The organism is Bacillus sp. DE0042 (genome assembly GCF_007680225.1).
GTDB classification, from domain to species: Bacteria; Bacillota; Bacilli; order Bacillales; family Bacillaceae_G; genus Bacillus_A; species Bacillus_A wiedmannii.
In genome coordinates this window covers 1,535,293-1,552,836 of the sequence record NZ_VEJP01000001.1, presented here as the reverse complement: position 1 = coordinate 1,552,836, position 17,544 = coordinate 1,535,293, and the positions used below count along the sequence as shown (strand labels likewise).

The window sequence follows — 17,544 nt, the reverse complement described above, 5'->3', positions numbered from 1 at the left end:
TGTTATATGAATATATTAGTAACAGGTGGGGCCGGATTTATTGGAAGTAACTTTGTTCATTACATGTTACAAAGATATGAAACATATAAAATTATTAATTTCGATGCATTAACATATAGCGGGAATTTAAATAACGTGAAGCCTCTTCAAGGGCATCCTAATTACTCTTTTGTAAAAGGGGAAATTCAAAATGGAGAGCTGCTAGAGCATGTCATAAAAGAGCGAGACGTCCATGTGATTGTAAATTTCGCAGCTGAATCACATGTGGACCGTAGTATTGCAAATCCGATCCCTTTTTATGATACAAATATAATCGGGACTGTCACCTTATTAGAATTAGTAAAAAAATACCCGCATATTAAACTTGTGCAAGTATCAACTGATGAGGTGTACGGTTCTTTAGGGAAAACAGGTCGATTTACCGAGGAAACTCCATTAGCTCCAAATAGTCCGTATTCTTCAAGCAAAGCAAGCGCCGACATGATAGTTTTATCTTATTATAAAACATATCAATTACCAGTTATAGTAACGCGTTGCTCCAATAACTATGGGCCGTATCAATATCCTGAAAAATTAATTCCATTAATGGTTACGAATGCGCTTGAAGGAAAAAAACTACCGTTATATGGCGATGGATTAAATGTAAGAGATTGGTTACATGTAACGGATCATTGTAGTGCGATTGACGTTGTTCTGCATAAGGGACGTATAGGAGAAGTATATAATATAGGTGGAAATAATGAAAAAACAAATATAGATGTTGTGGAACAAATTATTTCTCTCTTAGGAAAAACGAAAGAAGATATTGCGTATGTTACAGACCGTTTAGGTCATGATCGTCGTTATGCGATTGATGCACAAAAGATGAAGAATGAACTCGGGTGGGAACCGCAGTATACGTTTGAACAGGGACTAAAAGAAACTGTGGAATGGTATGAACATCATATAGAATGGTGGACACCACTAAAAGAAAAGTAAGGGGCATAGAAATGAAAGAACGGCTTATCATAACGGGAGCAAACGGTCAATTAGGAAAGCAACTACAAGAAGAGTTAAATCCTGAAGAATATGACATATATCCATTTGATAAAAAGTTACTAGATATAACAAATATATCCCAAATGCAGCAAGTGGTACAAGAAGTAAGGCCACATATAATTATTCATTGTGCAGCGTATACGAAGGTTGATCATGCTGAGAAAGAACAAGATCTTGCTTATGTAATAAATGCAATAGGAGCTCGAAATGTAGCGGTTGCTTCACAATTAGTAGGGGCAAAGTTAGTTTATATTAGTACCGATTATGTATTTCAGGGCGACAGACCGGAAGGGTATGATGAATTTCAGAATCCGTCGCCAATAAATATATACGGAGCTTCTAAGTATGCAGGAGAGCAGTTCGTCAAAGAGTTACATAATAAATATTTTATCGTTCGCACATCGTGGTTATATGGTAAGCATGGAAATAATTTTGTGAAAACGATGATGCGATTAGGGAAAGACAGGACAGAAGTGTCTGTTGTAGCGGATCAAATCGGCTCTCCTACTTATGTGGCGGATTTAAATGTGATGATTAATAAGCTCATTCATACTTCTTTATATGGTACGTATCATGTATCAAATAGAGGCTCATGTTCTTGGTTTGAATTTGCAAAAAAAATATTTGCGTATGCAAATATGAAAGTGAATGTATTACCAGTTTCAACTGAAGAATTTGGAGCAGCGGCAGCGAGACCAAAATATTCTGTTTTTCAACATAACATGCTACGATTAAATGGTTTTTCACAAATGCCTTCTTGGGAAGAAGGATTAGAGCGGTTTTTTATAGAAACAAAAAGTCATTAACAAAATTTAAGTTAATGACTTTTTTGTTTGCCTTTAAGAGGTTTTATGGTACTATAATTATAGTATCAGGTACTAATAACAAGTATAAGCAATTCTGGGAGGATATATCATGGAACTATTACAAGGGAAAACATTTGTTGTTATGGGCGTTGCGAACCAAAGAAGTATTGCGTGGGGAATTGCTCGCTCTTTGCATAATGCAGGTGCAAAATTAATATTCACATATGCAGGAGAACGTTTAGAAAGAAACGTTCGTGAATTAGCGGACACATTAGAAGGACAAGAATCACTTGTATTACCTTGTGATGTAACAAATGATGAAGAACTTACAGCTTGCTTTGAAACAATTAAGCAAGAGGTTGGTACAATTCACGGTGTTGCACACTGTATTGCTTTTGCAAATCGTGATGATTTAAAAGGTGAATTTGTAGATACTTCTCGCGATGGATTTTTACTTGCACAAAATATTAGTGCATTCTCTTTAACAGCTGTAGCAAGAGAAGCGAAGAAAGTAATGACAGAAGGCGGAAATATTTTAACGTTAACATACCTTGGCGGCGAGCGCGTTGTGAAAAACTATAACGTTATGGGTGTTGCGAAAGCTTCATTAGAGGCGAGTGTAAAATATTTAGCTAACGATTTAGGCCAACATGGCATTCGCGTTAACGCTATTTCTGCAGGACCAATTCGTACGTTATCTGCAAAAGGTGTAGGCGACTTTAACTCAATCTTAAGAGAAATTGAGGAGCGCGCACCACTTCGTCGTACAACAACTCCAGAAGAAGTTGGGGATACAGCAGTATTCTTATTCAGTGATTTAGCACGCGGCGTAACAGGAGAAAACATTCACGTTGATTCAGGGTATCATATCCTAGGATAAATATAATTTTAATTTTTAAAGGACAATCTCTAAATGTTGAGATTGTCCTTTTTATTTGTTCTTAGAAAGAATGATTTTTAACGAAAGTTCTTACCACGTTATGAATATAACTATAATAGTACACGATTTATTCAGCTACGTATGGAAGTGGGAGGGACGAGTGTGAAGAATAAAAATAAAAGTTCAACAGTTGGAAAACCGTTGTTATATATTGCGCAAGTAAGTATGGAACTTGCTGCACCGAAAATAAAAAGGATTATCTTAACAAACTTTGAAAATGAGGATCGAAAAGAGCGAAGTAATAGAAACGAAAATGCTGTAAGTAGTGCTGTGGAAGAAGTAATAGAACAACAAGAAGAGCAACAAGAAGAACAAGTAGAAGAAAAAATAGAAGAAGAGGAACAAGTACAAGAACAGCAAGAGCCAGTTAGAACTGTTCCGTATAATAAATCATTTAAGGATATGAATAATGATGAGAAAATTCATTTCTTATTAAACCGTCCTCATTACATTCCGAAAGTAAGGTGCAGAATAAAAACGGCTACAGTTTCTTATATTGGATCAATCATATCGTATCGTAATGGCATTGTATCCATTATGCCGCAAAATAGTATGAGAGATATTAAGTTGTCTATAGATGATATCCAATCGATTAGTATGGCCGGCTTTTAAATATGTAAAGGTGGTAGAAATCTTCTACCACCCCAATAGTTTTTTAGTTTACTTCACTTATTAGATAGAAACGTCGCGTAAGCACTGAATCGCACAGAAGCAGCTTAAATCAACAGTAAGACAAGTGTTAGTCGATACTAATCTTGCATTTGGTACAGCTAAAAACGTACAAATTGGATCATTATCAGGTGGTACAGGAGAAGTATCACCTAATACTACAGTTAATACACGTAATACAGCACAGCTATCATCATCTACACTTTCCACACGGAAAATTGGAGATCGGCAGTTTGAAAGGCTTGCAGTTGGTGCAAATGCTTCAAAAGGTTCTCCAGTTTTTGTGTATAAAATAAAAGGGCGTGTATTTGCTACTGAAGCACTATTGTGTGCTCCTAAAAATGGAATTTCACAACCAGATCCACACGTTGTTGTAGAACAATCTTGTAATTCATTGATGAATTTTACAACGTCAACTACACAATGAGAAGAGCCATGGTGTTTATTTTCGTTACAACTCATTAATGTCACTCCTTATCTTCTTGTTTGTATTTACATTAATAAGATATTGGAGTCGAGGAGATTTGGTCACAATCTCAAGAGCTTTTTTTTTAAATAGGCGAAAGAAGATAAGGGAAGGTGGAATCATGCTGTTTACAAGTTGGCTTTTATTTTTCATTTTCGCGTTAGCTGCTTTTAGGCTCACCCGTTTAATTGTTTATGATAAAATTACAGCTTTTTTGCGAAGACCGTTTATTGATGAATTAGAGATTACAGAGCCGGATGGAAGTGTATCAACTTTTACAAAAGTAAAAGGTAAAGGATTAAGAAAATGGATTGGAGAATTATTAAGCTGTTATTGGTGTACAGGTGTATGGGTTAGTGCTTTTTTATTAGTTTTATATAATTGGATTCCTATCGTTGCAGAGCCGTTACTTGCATTATTAGCTATTGCAGGAGCAGCAGCAATCATTGAAACGATTACAGGATACTTTATAGGAGAATAATATATTTTCATAATACGAGAAAAAGCGGAGTTTAAAAGAATGAGGGAACGGAAATAAAAAGTTGTTCATATAGTAAATAGACAGAATTGACAGTAGAGGAGATGTTTGCTGTGAGTAATAGTCCAAGGCAAAATTCATATGACCTGCAGCAATGGTATCATATACAGCAACAACACCAAGCACAACAACAGGCATACCAAGAACAATTACAACAACAAGGATTTGTGAAGAAAAAGGGATGTAATTGCGGGAAAAAGAAGAACACAATAAAACATTATGAAGAATGAAACACTCATATTACTGTGAGTGTTTTTTATTATAAATATAAAAAGCGGTATTTCTAAGGAAGAAATACCGCTTTTTACTAGCTAATTTGTGCAACTGTTAATGCTGCAGCACGGATGTCTACAGTTCCAATTAACTCAACTGGTACAATTTGAATTAAATCGCCAGGGTTTAAGTTAATCAGAATAACACCACTGGATACGTCTACTTCACCAGTACCAATAACGTTAGAACGAACTGCTGTACCTGATCCAGGAATAATGTTAGCTGGCGTACCTAATGATAAGAAGAAACGACCAGCTTCTGGTGCAACAGGTGAGTTATCAAGACTAATTGTTAATGTATAACTGATTTGATAAATACCAGCTCGTAGAATTCGAATGCCATCTCCGACACTTACTGTATCATTTATTACAGGAACAGTAATATTTGGGTTTGGACTTACGCTAGGTAATAGTAATGGTGTGAATAATGAAGCGAACTGAGGGGCAGAAGCGTTGAAAGCAAAACCGAAGGCAGGTAGTGTACTAGCTGGTTTCGCCTCACAATCGATTTTAGTAAATTCGCAATCAGAAGAGAACATGTTTTTCACTCCTTTATCTGTTTCTACTTTCAGTTAATGAAAAGGACAGGTTCTATGTTCTAGACAAGTTCCCAATTTTATAAAAAATACATAATAATACCTTTTAAGCATGGATTGGGTGGCAGAAAATTCTGCCACCCAATCCATGCTTAACTCATTATTTAGTTTTAAATCGTAACATCACGTAAGCATTGAATAGCGCAGAAGCAACTTAAATCAACAGTAAGACAAGTGTTGGTCGATATTAATCTTGCATTTGGTACAGCTAAAAACGTACAAATTGGATCATTATCAGGTGGTACAGGAGAAGTATCACCTAATACTACAGTTAATACACGCAATACAGCACAGTCGTCATCATCTATACTCTCGACACGGAAAATTGGAGATCGGCAGCTAGAAAGGCTTGCAGTTGGTGCAAATGCTTCAAAAGGTTCTCCAGTTTTTGTGTATAAAATAAAAGGGCGTGTATTTGCTACAGATGCACTATTATGTGCTCCTAAAAATGGAACTTCGCAACCAGATCCACAGGTTGTGGTTGCACATTCCTGTAATTCATGTATAAAACGAACGACATTTGATACACAGTTGAAATCACAATCGTGATGATGATGATGGTCTTCGTTACAATTGCAGCTCATTATGTTCACTCCTTATCGTGAGTTCTGACATACACTATTACAATATGAATGAGATATGGTTGATATTACGTTAATTATCATGACGAAAACAGGTAATTTATATTAGGAGGGATGTACATAATGCAATACAAAAAAAGACATCCTTATTTAGTGGATGTCTTTTCAGATAAATCTTTTCGCGCAGTATATAAAAAACGAGAGATATCTAATTTTTTACCTCTAAAAAATTGAGGAGAGGAAATGTAAAGTTCTTCTTTCGCACGTGTAATTGCGACATAAAGTAGTCGGCGTTCTTCCTCTAAAGCTTCAGAAGTCTCTGTAACACGATCATTTGCATCTTTTAAAGAAGAAGTATGGGGGAGAATACCATCGCTCGCTCCAAGTAAAAAGACGCATGGAAATTCAAGGCCTTTTGCGTTATGAATAGACATAAGCGAAACAGCATTTTTTTCCGGCATTGTTTTTAATGCTTCCATTTCTTTTTGACCTTGAATTGCTTCATCAATAAATTGTAAGTATGCTGGAATATCGGTGAAACGAGTTGCTGACTCCATTAATTCTTCTAACATTTCTTCTTGTATATCTTTATGCATCGTAAAGGAAGAACGATCGTTACTTTGTAAGTACTCTAAATATTTTCCTTTACCATGAATAATTTCTTTTAATGCTTTTTTCGGTTCTAATTCTTTTATAAATTTAATAAAATCGATACGCTCATTTACCTTTTTCACTTGAAAAGGTTTTAAGCTAGGATTTAATAATAAGAAATGAAGAAGAGAAGGGAACCGCCCCTCACCATATTTCCATTGTTCACGTTCAATAAATGAAATACAATCATCACGCCCGATATACATCGTTGGCAATATATTTGAAAGTGATTCTAGTCGAAACGGTTCAATCACCAGTCTTAAATGATCTAATACAGGTTTAATTAAAGAATGTTCATAAAATGATTGACTCGCCCCGTGCTTAATAAACGGGATTTTGTGAATTGTAAGCTGATCAAGTAACGAACGGCTTACAGAATGTGTGCGATACAGTAAACAAAAATCTTTAAAGTTGCGTTCGCCGCTATCTACTTTTTCTTGAATGAGCTGCAAAATTTGATTTGCTTCATCAAGAGTCGTAGCAGGTCTTGCGTAAAAAGGTTGTACACCTTCTTCACGCACAGAATATAGCTCTTTATCAAACCGCTCCTGATTTAGTTTGATAACTTCATTTCCAAGTCCGACGATAAAAGGATTGGATCGATAATTCGTATTAAGTGCGATAATCGTAGTGTTATCAAATTCTTTTGGAAAAGATAAAATAATTTGGTGACTTGCTCCTCGCCAGCCATATATCGCCTGATCGTCATCACCTGCGATAAATAAATTATTTCTTGGCGTGGCTAACAATTTTACAATTTCATATTGTGCATACGATGTATCTTGGAACTCATCTACTTCAATATAGTGGAACCGTTGTTGTAATTGGGTAAGCAAAGGAACGTTATTTTCTAACATATAATATGTTTCTAATAAGATGTCATCGAAATCAATATAATTATATCGTTGTTTTACTTCTTCAAAACGCTCGTATACTTCTTTAAACTCTTGTTCAACGGGTGTTTTTGCTTTTACATCTTTCGGACGATTCAATTTGTTTTTCTCAAGTGAAATCATAGCGAGCATTGTTTCAGCATCATAATCGTCTTTTAGACGCAATTCTTTCAAGATTTTCTTTATCATAATTTGTTTATGTTTTTCGTTTGCTAAAATTTGCTGATTATATCCTTGACTACGAAGCAATTTTAAAAAGACAGAGTGGAATGTACCAGCAACAACGTAGCTACTTGCAGCACGATTCATACCTGGTAAATTTGCTACACGGTTTCGGATTTCTTCAGCTGCTTTTTGTGTAAATGTAAGCAATAAAATATTTCGTGGATGAACTTGTTTTACATTTACTAAATAACCTACGCGGGTTGTTAAAACAGATGTTTTCCCGCTTCCGGCACCAGCTAATGTAAGAACAGGGCCTTCTGTCGTACGTACGGCCTCTAATTGTTTTTCATTTAAAAAAACATTTTGTTGTTCGAGAGCGCGAAAATACGCCGCATCTGCATCTTCTTCCATAATTAAATGGGTAGATGTTTTTGGAATATGGTATGTTGCACGCGGAATATCAGCGTGCGTTAATGATTTTTGTGAAAATTTTTCTTGTGTCATATATTCACCTTCAAAACTATAGCATCAACATTTAACTTTAGCGGAAGAAAAAGAAAATAGCAATGTAAAAAACAGGAGGGGATACCTCCTGTTTTCAAATTACAATTCTTTTATCATAACGATGTGAGGAATATTTGCTTCCATGAATACATCAGAATTCGTTACATATCCAAGTTTCTTATAGAAATCTTCAGCATGTGTTTGGGCATGCAACTTTAATTTTGGTAGCGAGTTTTCATTCGCATACGCTTCAAGTGCATCCATAACAATTTTTCCAATGCCTTTTTTACGATGGGAAGCTAGTACGCAAATACGTTCCATTTTTCCTATTCCATCCAGTATGCGAAAACGACCAGCACCAACTGGAACATCATTATCATATATAACAACGTGTGTTGAAGTTTCTTCAAACTCATCATACTCTTCGTCAGCAGAAACTTGTTGTTCATTTACAAATACTTGTTTACGTACAGAGAATGCATCTCTTAGTTGTTCGTCCGTTTGTACGATCTGTGCGTGCAAATTAGTTGTTCCCCTTTCCAAGGTGGAATGTTTCGTATACAGTCCACGTTCCGTTTTCTAATTGATATAGAAGATGGAAGCGATCAATTGGTTGTTCATAATAGAAATCTTTCATACGTAATCGACCTAATACATCAGCATGCTCTGCATCTGATAAGCCTTGTCCGATTGTTAAATGAGGTACGAAAGCGTACTCGCGTTCTTGTATAAAGAATTCGCTATGCATTTCCTCATTTAAGAAAGTAAGTTCAGGTGTTTTTTCTACTTTAAAATAAAGAACATTATTAACAGGTGCGAATGAACCAACTTTTCCGACATGAAGGGTGAAAGAGTTCGTTTTACTTGCGATTGTATGTAACTCTTTTACAATCGATTCTAATTGTTCATCTTGCGTCTCAAAGGGTGTTTTCAATGTAATATGTGGCGGAACTAATGCGTAGTGCGGATCATAACGTTTACGCAATCCGTTCGCTTTATCTTGAATCATTTTAGATGGAAAAATTACAATGCCTAATTTCATGTTCCAATTCCTCCCTTTGTAAGTCTAGTTAGATTTTGAGAAAATAAATCTCTTAATCTATTATATCAAATTATTCTGAATACTGCTCTCTATTATTTCATTGATAGAATATGAGAGAAAGCTTTCGGTAAATCAGTTTGCCAATATTTCCACGTGTGGTTACCTTCAAACTCCTCGTAATGCGTGATGAAATTTCTATCTGTCAGAAGCGTATTGAGCTCACGGTTCGGTTGTACAAAATCAGAAACTTGTCCATCAGTGCGTTTTACAGCTGTTTCTTCTGTCCCAATGACATGATAAAGGTCTAGCGCCTCCGGATTTTTGAAGTCTTTTGCTAAGCTCATCACTGTTTCATCCACAAATGGTGATTGCATAACGACTTTACCGAATGTATGCGGATACATAAGTGCAGTCATGAAGGAAACTGTCCCGCCAAGAGAATCACCAATTAACACACGACCTTTTCCCATTTGGTAAGTTGGATAATTTTCATCGATATATGGTGCAAGTTCATGAGCAAGGAAACGAATATAAGCAGCGTTTTTCACTTCATTTGGGAAATATTTTTCTTTACGATCGTGTACATTTTTATATGGAATACCGACAATAATTGTACGGTCAATTTCTTCAGTTTCACGAAGGCGCTCAAGTACACGGTGCGCTTTACCAAGCTGAAAATAATCTCTACCATCTTGTGCAATTACAACTGTATGTTTGTGCAGTGGTGTGTAATTTACCGGTAAGTAAACGAGAAGTGTAACATCTTCTTGAAGTGATGCGCTATAAAATGAAATTTCTTCAATTCTCCCTATTGTTTGATTCATGTGGATCCCCCTAAATAAAAATTTACTGTAATGATTGTAAGAGCGACGCTTGTAGTGAAAAAGAAAGAAATATTCACTAATAGGTGCTTTCGTTTCTATTTTACCATAATGGTACGAAGAATCTAAAAAATTAGTATTTAAGTTGTGAAAGAAAACGGATATAATGAAGTGGGATTTTTGACAGGTGAGAGGGGAGACTGAATTTGAAACAAGAAAGATCAATCGCACTACCATTAGCAATTTCCATTATAGCCATTTCATTCGCAGCAGTTTTTGTAAAGATGTCCTCAGCACCATCTTCAATATTAAGTATGTATCGATTATGGATTATCGTGCTTATTATGCTGCCTATCGTTTGGAAAAAACGGAAAGAGTTTAGTAAGATTCAAATAAAAGATTGGGGATTTTTAATTGGATCTGGTTTTTTTTTAGCGCTTCATTTTCTTTTATGGTTTGAATCTTTAAAGCATACGACAGTTGCTAGTTCGACGATTATTTTAGCGCTTCAACCAATCGTATCTTTAGTTGGAGGTTTTTTCTTATTTAAAGAAAGAACAACATACTCAGCCATTGCTACAATGGGAATAGCGATACTAGGCGTAATGTGTATTGGGTGGGGAGATTTAGGGTTAAGTGAACAAGCAATTTATGGAGATATATTATCCTTTTTAAGTGTAATAGCGGTTGTTGGTTATTTATTTATCGGGCAAACGACAGTAAAGAAAGTATCACACTGGATTTACAGCTTTACAGTCTTTGCATTCGCAGGTATTTTTATGGGGATTTATAATATAGTATTGCAAGTGCCTTTTACAGGTTATACGAAGTGGGACTGGACCGTTTTTCTTTTACTTGCAGTTGTGCCAACAGTGTCACACGTCATTAATAATTGGTTATTAAACTACGTAAATGCAACAACAATTTCAATGAGTATTTTAGGAGAACCAGTTGGAGCATCTATATTAGCGTTCTTTTTACTAGGTGAAAGACTAAATGCCATGCAAATTATCGGTAGCATGCTCGTATTGTTTGGTGTATCTGTTTTCTTACTACAGCAACAAAAACGAACAGCAAAAAATGTAGTGAACGAACCGGCTTATACACAGGAAATATAATGTTAGAGGAGAAAAGAGAAGTTGTGATACTTCTCTTTTTGTTTTATAGAAATTTAGTTGAAGGAGGGGGAGTTTAGTGGAATTTCCATCAAAAAAAGATGTATGGTTATACCCGATTTTTTTCGTTGTCATTGGAGCGTGTTTTGCCCCCATATTTGTAGGAAGAGAATATTTTCTTTTATTTTTTACACTTCCGTTAGCAATATTATTTATGTGGAGTTGGTTTTCGACAAAATACATCGTCGGAGAAGAAACAATTACAATTAGATCAGGTCTCGTTAAAAAACGCATATTTATACAAGATATAAAACAAATTTCAAATACGAAAAATCCAATAGCTGCTCATGCATTGTCATTGGATCGACTTGAAATTGTTTACCGCGCACATAAAACAGAAGTTATTTCTCCTAAAGATAAAGACCAATTCATCAATCTTGTTACAAGTAAAAATTCACACATTGAAATTAAGTAAAAGAGTGGCTAGACAGCCACTCTTTTACTTTGGATTTGTCATATAAGGTTGTACATGAATAATACATAAGTCACGGAACTTTCCTTCAGCAGTTGTGACAATTATGACTGCTCTTCCGGCACTTTTTCCAGTAATCGTTACTGTATCACCTTTTGGATACATTGTGATAACATCAGCATTCATATTTGTCCAAATAAGTTCTTTATTCGTTGCTTGCACTGGCAAAACGGAAGCTGATAAATCAGTGCTTTGTCCAGTTCTTACTTTCAACTTATTTTTTTCCATATGAACACCAATGACTGAAATAACAGAAGGAGCGATTGAAATTTTAGGTGGATTAGGTTGTACGTTCAAACAAGACGCAGAAGTATTTGTAATAGGTGAAAATTTTCGTGTTTGTTGTTGCTGGAAAGCTGCTAACATGTTGGAGTCCCCTTTCTGTATAAGTGCTGATAGTACTACTATAAAGGAGTAGTGTTATGTTTAATTTAACGAAACATAAAGAAATTGTTAAATTCGAGTAGAAGATTGTCGAACTTTCATAAAAAGAAAGCTCTGCTGATATGATAACAGCAGAGCTTTCTTTTATAGATTATGACTATGTTGTTTTTCGAAATCCTCAAATTGCTCTTCAATTTCTTTTGAAGCTTGTGTTAGTAAACTAACAATTACGATTACTAGTAAACTAATAGTGAAACCAGGAATCATTTCATATAAGAATTCTTTTAAGAATTTAAACTGAGTCCATATAATAACAGTAGCGGCACCAGAAATCATGCCAGCAAGTGCGCCCCACTTCGTCATACGTTTCCAATATAAGCTTAATAAAATAGCAGGTCCGAATGAAGAACCAAATCCAGCCCAAGCGTATCCAACAAGAGCTAAAATCGTATCATTTTGTTTAAACGCTAATGCGCACCCAACTAATGCAATAACAAGTACAGCCATACGACCGACAAATACAAGTTCTTTATCAGAAGCAGAACGTTTAAAGAATGTACGATATAAATCTTCTGTTATAGCACTAGAAGTAACGAGTAACTGAGATGAAATTGTACTCATAACCGCTGCTAAAATAGCTGCTAATAAAAATCCAGTAATAAGTGGATGGAATAAAATAGTGCCAAGTTCAACGAAAATCGTTTCTGGATCAGAAAGTTTTAAACCTGCTTTTGAATAGTATGCAATACCGATAAGGCCAGTAAACATAGCTCCGACAACAGAGAAAATCATCCAGCTCATACCAATACGTCGTGCGCTTTTAATTTCTTTTACAGAAGAAATCGCCATAAAGCGTACGATAATATGTGGTTGTCCAACATAACCAAGGCCCCATGCGAATAATGAAATAATTCCTAATACAGAAGTACCTTTAAAAATATCTAATAATGCTGGATCGATAGATTTAATTGTTTCAAATGCTGGACCAAGTCCATTTACGTGCATAATTGTTACGACTGGAACAAGAATAAGAGCGACTACCATAATGATTCCTTGCACGAAGTCTGTCCAACTTACAGCTAAAAATCCACCAAATAATGTGTAAGCTACGACAACTCCACCAACGATAAGAAGACCAACATGGTAATTGAGTCCAAATGAATTTTCAAATAATACAGCGCCAGAGACAAATCCTGAAGCTACATAAAACGTGAAAAATATCATAATAACAAGTCCAGATACTAGGCGTAGCATATGGGATTTGTCGTGGAAACGGTGTTCCAAAAATTCTGGGATAGTAATAGAGTTGTTTGCAATTTCAGAGTAGGTACGTAAGCGAGGAGCGACATAGATCCAGTTTGCGTATGCGCCTAATGTTAGGCCGATCGCAATCCAACTACTACTTAATCCAACGCTAAACATTGCACCGGGTAAGCCCATTAAAAGCCAACCACTCATATCAGCTGCTCCAGCACTTAATGCTGTTACTGCGGGGCCTAGTGTACGCCCGCCAAGCATATAATCTGTTAAGTTGGACGTTCGTTTATAGGCGAAATAGCCAATTACTAACATCCCGAGCATGTAAATAGAGATAGAAGTTAAAGTTAACATCTGCGTACTCATGTAGTTCCCCTTCCTTTTGTCATGTCTTTTGATGCGTTATGCATATTTATAATCTATCATGATTATTCTGAAAAATCCATACAGAAATACGAATTTTCAGAAATGTAAGCGTTTTTTGACATCATTTTATTTTTTTAATATATAATATTCATACAAAAAACCTTATTTTTAATAGAGTATTTATTATATTTACATAAAAAGAGGTTGTTTTGTCAATATAATATTGAAAGGAAAGAAAAATATTTTTTTTTGAAAAGTATTGACTTGTGAAAAAAGTCAGGTCTATAATGAGTGCAACTTAAAAAAATGCAAGCGTTGATGAAGAAGAGTACACATGATGAACATGTCAGAGAGCTGATGGTTGGTGCGAATCAGTATGGGATTGATGTGGAATGGGCTTCGGAGCTTCCAAACCGAAACGAAAGAAGTAGGCTTTGGCGACATGATCTCATCGATACAAGAGACACGTATTGTTTTTGATACGGTAAAGTGCGTTACATTCGTAACGAATTAAGGTGGCACCACGGGAGTACCCGTCCTTTCTATAGGATGAGTACTCCCTTTTTGTGTACAAAAAATTAAATAAATGAAATCGTTGAAGTAAGAAGAGTACGTATATTGGAGACGTTACAGAGAGCCGGGGATAGGTGGGAGCCCGGTGCGGTGCTATATACGGAATGGGCTTACGAGAGGTATGCTGAACAATTATTTTCAGTAGGCAACCCGGGTTCCGCCGTTACAAGGATAAGGTATATATTTTGTACCTGAACAAAGCGGGATGCTTTTGCGTCCAACATGAGGTGGTACCACGGTAAATTTATCGTCCTCTACATATTTTCGATATGTAGGGGACTTTTTTATTTTTCAGATTGAGGTGAAAGGCATGATGACAAAAGAGGAATTTATGAAGAAAAAAGAACAGGGAAGAGCATTTTTAGTAATCGCTGAAGAAGAAGGAGATAGCATTACGCCAATTTCTTTATATAGACGTATGAAAGGAAAGAAAAAGTTTTTATTAGAAAGTTCGCAGCTTCATCAAGATAAAGGACGCTATTCTTACTTAGGATGTAATCCATATGGTGAAGTGAAAAGTGTTGGTACGGAAGTAGAACGAACGATTTACGGCCAAACAGAAAAGCTGCAAGGTAACGTACTACAAGTGTTAGAAGAAGAAATCGCGTCAGCTCAAGTAGACAATCCATTCCCGTTTTGCGGAGGAGCAGTTGGTTATATTGGTTATGACGTCATTCGGCAATATGAAAACATTGGAGAAGATTTACACGATCCATTGAATATTCCGGAAGTACACCTTTTACTGTACCGTGAGTTTATCGTGTATGACCACTTACGCCAAAAATTATCATTTGTATATGTATGCAGGGAAGATGATGCAGCTTCTTATGAAGAAGTATATGAAAGATTGCAAGTATACAAAGAGGAAGTGTTACAAGGAGAAGAAGCAGAAGTAACTGAAATAAGATCAACATTATCATTCACTTCTTCTATAACAGAAAAAGAATTTTGCACGATGGTAGAAACGGCGAAAGAATACATTGGGGCCGGGGACATATTCCAAGTCGTATTATCTCAGCGTTTGCAAAGTGAATGTATCGGTGATCCATTCGCGTTATACCGAAAACTTCGAATTGCCAATCCGTCACCATATATGTTCTATATCGATTTTCAAGATTATGTTGTACTCGGTTCTTCGCCGGAAAGCTTGTTATCAGTTAGAGAAGATAAGGTGATGACGAATCCAATTGCGGGTACGAGGCCGAGAGGGAAAACGAAGGAGCAAGATACGGAAATTGAAAAAGAACTGTTAGAAGATGAGAAAGAACGAGCGGAGCACATGATGCTTGTAGATCTTGGGCGAAATGATATTGGCAGAGTAAGTGAAATTGGATCTGTGACGATAGATAAATATATGAAAGTAGAAAAATACTCCCACGTTATGCACATTGTATCTGAAGTTTACGGAACATTGCGAAAACAAATGAGTGGATTTGATGCATTAGCGTATTGCCTACCAGCAGGAACAGTGTCGGGAGCTCCGAAAATTAGAGCGATGGAAATTATAAATGAGCTAGAGAATGAAAAAAGAAATGTATACGCCGGTGCAGTTGGGTATGTTAGTTTTTCTGGAAATCTTGATATGGCACTCGCCATTCGAACGATGGTCGTAAAGGATGAAAAAGCATATGTTCAGGCAGGAGCGGGAATTGTTTATGATTCAGACCCAGTAGCTGAATATGAAGAAACGTTAAATAAAGCGAGAGCACTATTGGAGGTAATGAAATGATTGTACTAATTGATAATTATGATTCATTCACATATAACTTGTATCAACTGTTAGGTGAATACGAAGAAGATATTGTAGTCGTAAGAAATGATCAAATAACGATAGAACAGCTAGAAGGGATGGATCCTACAGGAATTGTGCTTTCACCAGGACCAGGAAAACCAGAGGATGCTGGCATTTGTATCGAAGTGATTCGTCATTTTTATAAGAACGTTCCCATATTAGGTATTTGCCTTGGTCATCAAGCAATTATATCAGCATTTGGAGGAGAAATTGTAAGAGCTGAACGCATTAAACACGGTAAAACATCACGTGTAAAACATAATGGAACTTCAATCTTTTCATATGTAACACAGCCATTAACGGCGATGCGCTACCATTCTCTTGTTGCAGCACAAACGAGTTTGCCAGAGTGTTTTGACATACTTGCGACAGCGATGGACGATGGAGAAATTATGGCAGTTCGTCACAATTATTATTCGCTATTCGGACTACAGTTTCATCCGGAATCAATTGCAACAGAAGAAGGCGGAAAGTTAATACGTGCCTTTTTAACAGAAGTGAAGGAGGAGGAAAGAGTATGAATAACTATCTTCGTAAATTAGTGGAGGGACAACATTTAACAGAAGAGGAAATGTATAGAGCAGGGCTTCTTTTATTAAATGAAAACATATTGGAAAGTGAAATTGCAGCCTTCTTAGTCTTACTGAAAGCGAAAGGTGAAACGGCAGAAGAAATATACGGCCTTGTTCGAGCTCTTCGTGAAAAGGCATTACCGTTTTCGAACCATATACAAGGAGCAATGGATAATTGCGGGACAGGTGGTGACGGTGCCCAAACGTTTAATATTAGTACAACATCGGCATTTGTACTCGCAGGAGCTGGCGTAAAGGTTGCAAAACACGGTAACCGTGCTGTTTCTAGTAAAACAGGAAGTGCAGATTTATTAGAAGAACTCGGTGTAAATATTAGCAGTACGCCAAACGAAATTGATTATTTATTAGAGCATGTCGGCATCGCATTTTTATTCGCGCCAGCGATGCATCCAGCATTAAGACGCATTATGAAAATAAGAAAAGAATTGAATGTGCCGACGATTTTTAATTTAATTGGTCCTTTAACAAATCCGGTAAATTTAGAAACACAATTTGTCGGCATTTATAAACGAGATATGTTACTACCAGTTGCGCAAGTATTACAGAAGCTGGGAAGAAAACAAGCGCTTGTCGTAAACGGAAGTGGATTTTTAGATGAAGCATCATTACAAGGAGAGAATCATGTTGTCATTTTAAAAGATAATGAAATAGTAGAAACGAGTATTGATCCTGAGAAATATGGTTTCTCAATAGTGAAAAACGAAGAGATTAGAGGTGGGGATTCGAAAGAAAATGCAAAGATTACGCTTGGCGTATTAAGTGGAGAAAAGAGTGTTTACCGTGATACTGTTTTATTAAATGCAGGTCTAGCTCTTTTCGCAAATGGAAAAGCAGAAACGATTGAAGAAGGAATTACACTAGCGGTGCATAGTATTGACTCAGGAAAAGCATTAGCCAAACTAAACTTATTAATTGCAGCAAGTAATGAAAAATTAGAAAGGGTGAATTAA

The 17,544-nt window shown here is 36.2% G+C and carries 20 protein-coding genes and 2 other annotated features; of the genes, 11 read left to right on the top strand and 9 right to left on the bottom strand.

Going from position 1 to position 17,544, the window contains the following annotated elements:
• The first annotated feature begins 6 nt into the window (after positions 1-6).
• The 4 genes from rfbB (at position 7) to FS802_RS07745 (ending at position 3,396) form a co-directional block, all read left to right on the top strand.
• Positions 7-978 (top strand): dTDP-glucose 4,6-dehydratase, encoded by a 972-nt coding sequence (gene rfbB / locus FS802_RS07760; protein WP_001024131.1) that lies wholly within the window; start codon positions 7-9, stop codon positions 976-978.
• A gap of 11 nt (positions 979-989) precedes the next feature.
• Positions 990-1,844, top strand: a complete 855-nt coding sequence (gene rfbD, locus FS802_RS07755) for a dTDP-4-dehydrorhamnose reductase (RefSeq protein ID WP_000664550.1) — start codon at positions 990-992, stop codon at positions 1,842-1,844.
• 109 nt (positions 1,845-1,953) lie between these two features.
• A complete protein-coding gene (gene fabI / locus FS802_RS07750; protein WP_000421885.1) occupies positions 1,954-2,724 on the top strand; it encodes an enoyl-ACP reductase FabI in 771 nt (256 codons plus the stop codon).
• Between the two features lie 141 nt (positions 2,725-2,865).
• Positions 2,866-3,396, top strand: a complete 531-nt coding sequence (locus tag FS802_RS07745) for a spore coat CotO family protein (protein ID WP_070168550.1) — start codon at positions 2,866-2,868, stop codon at positions 3,394-3,396.
• Between the two features lie 60 nt (positions 3,397-3,456).
• Here FS802_RS07745 and exsY read toward each other — a convergent pair whose 3' ends face one another.
• Complete coding sequence (gene exsY, locus FS802_RS07740) at positions 3,457-3,915, bottom strand: exosporium assembly protein ExsY (RefSeq protein ID WP_098654965.1); 459 nt, start codon at positions 3,913-3,915, stop codon at positions 3,457-3,459.
• Between the two features lie 125 nt (positions 3,916-4,040).
• Between exsY and FS802_RS07735 the strand changes: the two genes are divergently transcribed.
• Both FS802_RS07735 and FS802_RS07730 read left to right on the top strand, forming a co-directional pair.
• The gene (locus tag FS802_RS07735; protein WP_000899661.1) at positions 4,041-4,400 is read left to right on the top strand and encodes a DUF1360 domain-containing protein; all 360 of its coding nucleotides are present in this window, start codon (positions 4,041-4,043) and stop codon (positions 4,398-4,400) included.
• 101 nt (positions 4,401-4,501) lie between these two features.
• Complete coding sequence (locus FS802_RS07730; RefSeq protein ID WP_033657682.1) at positions 4,502-4,687, top strand: hypothetical protein; 186 nt, start codon at positions 4,502-4,504, stop codon at positions 4,685-4,687.
• Positions 4,688-4,764: 77 nt separating this feature from the next.
• On the opposite strand, the gene exsF is transcribed toward FS802_RS07730, so the two are convergent.
• The 6 genes from exsF to FS802_RS07700 all read right to left on the bottom strand — a co-directional run bounded on the left by exsF (position 4,765) and on the right by FS802_RS07700 (position 9,985).
• The gene (gene exsF, locus FS802_RS07725; RefSeq protein ID WP_000492937.1) at positions 4,765-5,268 is read right to left on the bottom strand and encodes an exosporium protein ExsF; all 504 of its coding nucleotides are present in this window, start codon (positions 5,266-5,268) and stop codon (positions 4,765-4,767) included.
• A 167-nt stretch (positions 5,269-5,435) separates the two neighbouring features.
• Positions 5,436-5,909 (bottom strand): spore coat protein CotY, encoded by a 474-nt coding sequence (cotY, locus tag FS802_RS07720; RefSeq protein ID WP_144524953.1) that lies wholly within the window; start codon positions 5,907-5,909, stop codon positions 5,436-5,438.
• A gap of 143 nt (positions 5,910-6,052) precedes the next feature.
• On the bottom strand, positions 6,053-8,119 hold the full coding sequence (locus FS802_RS07715) for an ATP-dependent helicase (protein ID WP_000191182.1): 2,067 nt from the start codon (positions 8,117-8,119) through the stop codon (positions 6,053-6,055).
• A gap of 99 nt (positions 8,120-8,218) precedes the next feature.
• Positions 8,219-8,641 (bottom strand): GNAT family N-acetyltransferase, encoded by a 423-nt coding sequence (locus FS802_RS07710; protein WP_000543285.1) that lies wholly within the window; start codon positions 8,639-8,641, stop codon positions 8,219-8,221.
• A gap of 1 nt (position 8,642) precedes the next feature.
• Entirely contained in the window at positions 8,643-9,161 is a 519-nt protein-coding gene (locus FS802_RS07705) for a YjcG family protein (RefSeq protein WP_098653962.1), read from the bottom strand.
• Positions 9,162-9,253: 92 nt separating this feature from the next.
• Complete coding sequence (locus tag FS802_RS07700) at positions 9,254-9,985, bottom strand: alpha/beta hydrolase (RefSeq protein ID WP_001076856.1); 732 nt, start codon at positions 9,983-9,985, stop codon at positions 9,254-9,256.
• 203 nt (positions 9,986-10,188) lie between these two features.
• Here FS802_RS07700 and FS802_RS07695 point away from each other — a divergent pair, with 203 nt between their 5' ends.
• Both FS802_RS07695 and FS802_RS07690 read left to right on the top strand, forming a co-directional pair.
• Entirely contained in the window at positions 10,189-11,100 is a 912-nt protein-coding gene (locus tag FS802_RS07695) for a DMT family transporter (protein WP_000808256.1), read from the top strand.
• Positions 11,101-11,176: 76 nt separating this feature from the next.
• Complete coding sequence (locus FS802_RS07690) at positions 11,177-11,572, top strand: PH domain-containing protein (protein WP_098653960.1); 396 nt, start codon at positions 11,177-11,179, stop codon at positions 11,570-11,572.
• A 24-nt stretch (positions 11,573-11,596) separates the two neighbouring features.
• On the opposite strand, the gene FS802_RS07685 is transcribed toward FS802_RS07690, so the two are convergent.
• Positions 11,597-11,995 (bottom strand): Ig-like domain-containing protein, encoded by a 399-nt coding sequence (locus FS802_RS07685; RefSeq protein ID WP_000878738.1) that lies wholly within the window; start codon positions 11,993-11,995, stop codon positions 11,597-11,599.
• Between the two features lie 162 nt (positions 11,996-12,157).
• The gene (putP, locus tag FS802_RS07680; RefSeq protein WP_000107193.1) at positions 12,158-13,636 is read right to left on the bottom strand and encodes a sodium/proline symporter PutP; all 1,479 of its coding nucleotides are present in this window, start codon (positions 13,634-13,636) and stop codon (positions 12,158-12,160) included.
• A 306-nt stretch (positions 13,637-13,942) separates the two neighbouring features.
• Positions 13,943-14,180: a binding site (T-box leader), on the top strand.
• A gap of 42 nt (positions 14,181-14,222) precedes the next feature.
• Positions 14,223-14,467 (top strand) — a binding site (T-box leader).
• Positions 14,468-14,519: 52 nt separating this feature from the next.
• Between putP and trpE the strand changes: the two genes are divergently transcribed.
• From trpE to trpD, 3 genes are read left to right on the top strand one after another with little or no spacing between them, the layout of a single operon-like run.
• Positions 14,520-15,938, top strand: coding sequence for an anthranilate synthase component I (gene trpE, locus FS802_RS07670; protein WP_141546007.1), 1,419 nt, complete (start codon positions 14,520-14,522; stop codon positions 15,936-15,938).
• Positions 15,935-16,522 carry an aminodeoxychorismate/anthranilate synthase component II gene (locus tag FS802_RS07665; protein ID WP_098720244.1) on the top strand — a complete coding sequence of 196 codons (588 nt, stop codon included), beginning with the start codon at positions 15,935-15,937 and terminating at the stop codon, positions 16,520-16,522. Before trpE ends, FS802_RS07665 begins: the two co-directional genes overlap by 4 nt.
• Positions 16,519-17,544, top strand: coding sequence for an anthranilate phosphoribosyltransferase (gene trpD / locus FS802_RS07660; RefSeq protein WP_098653957.1), 1,026 nt, complete (start codon positions 16,519-16,521; stop codon positions 17,542-17,544). Before FS802_RS07665 ends, trpD begins: the two co-directional genes overlap by 4 nt.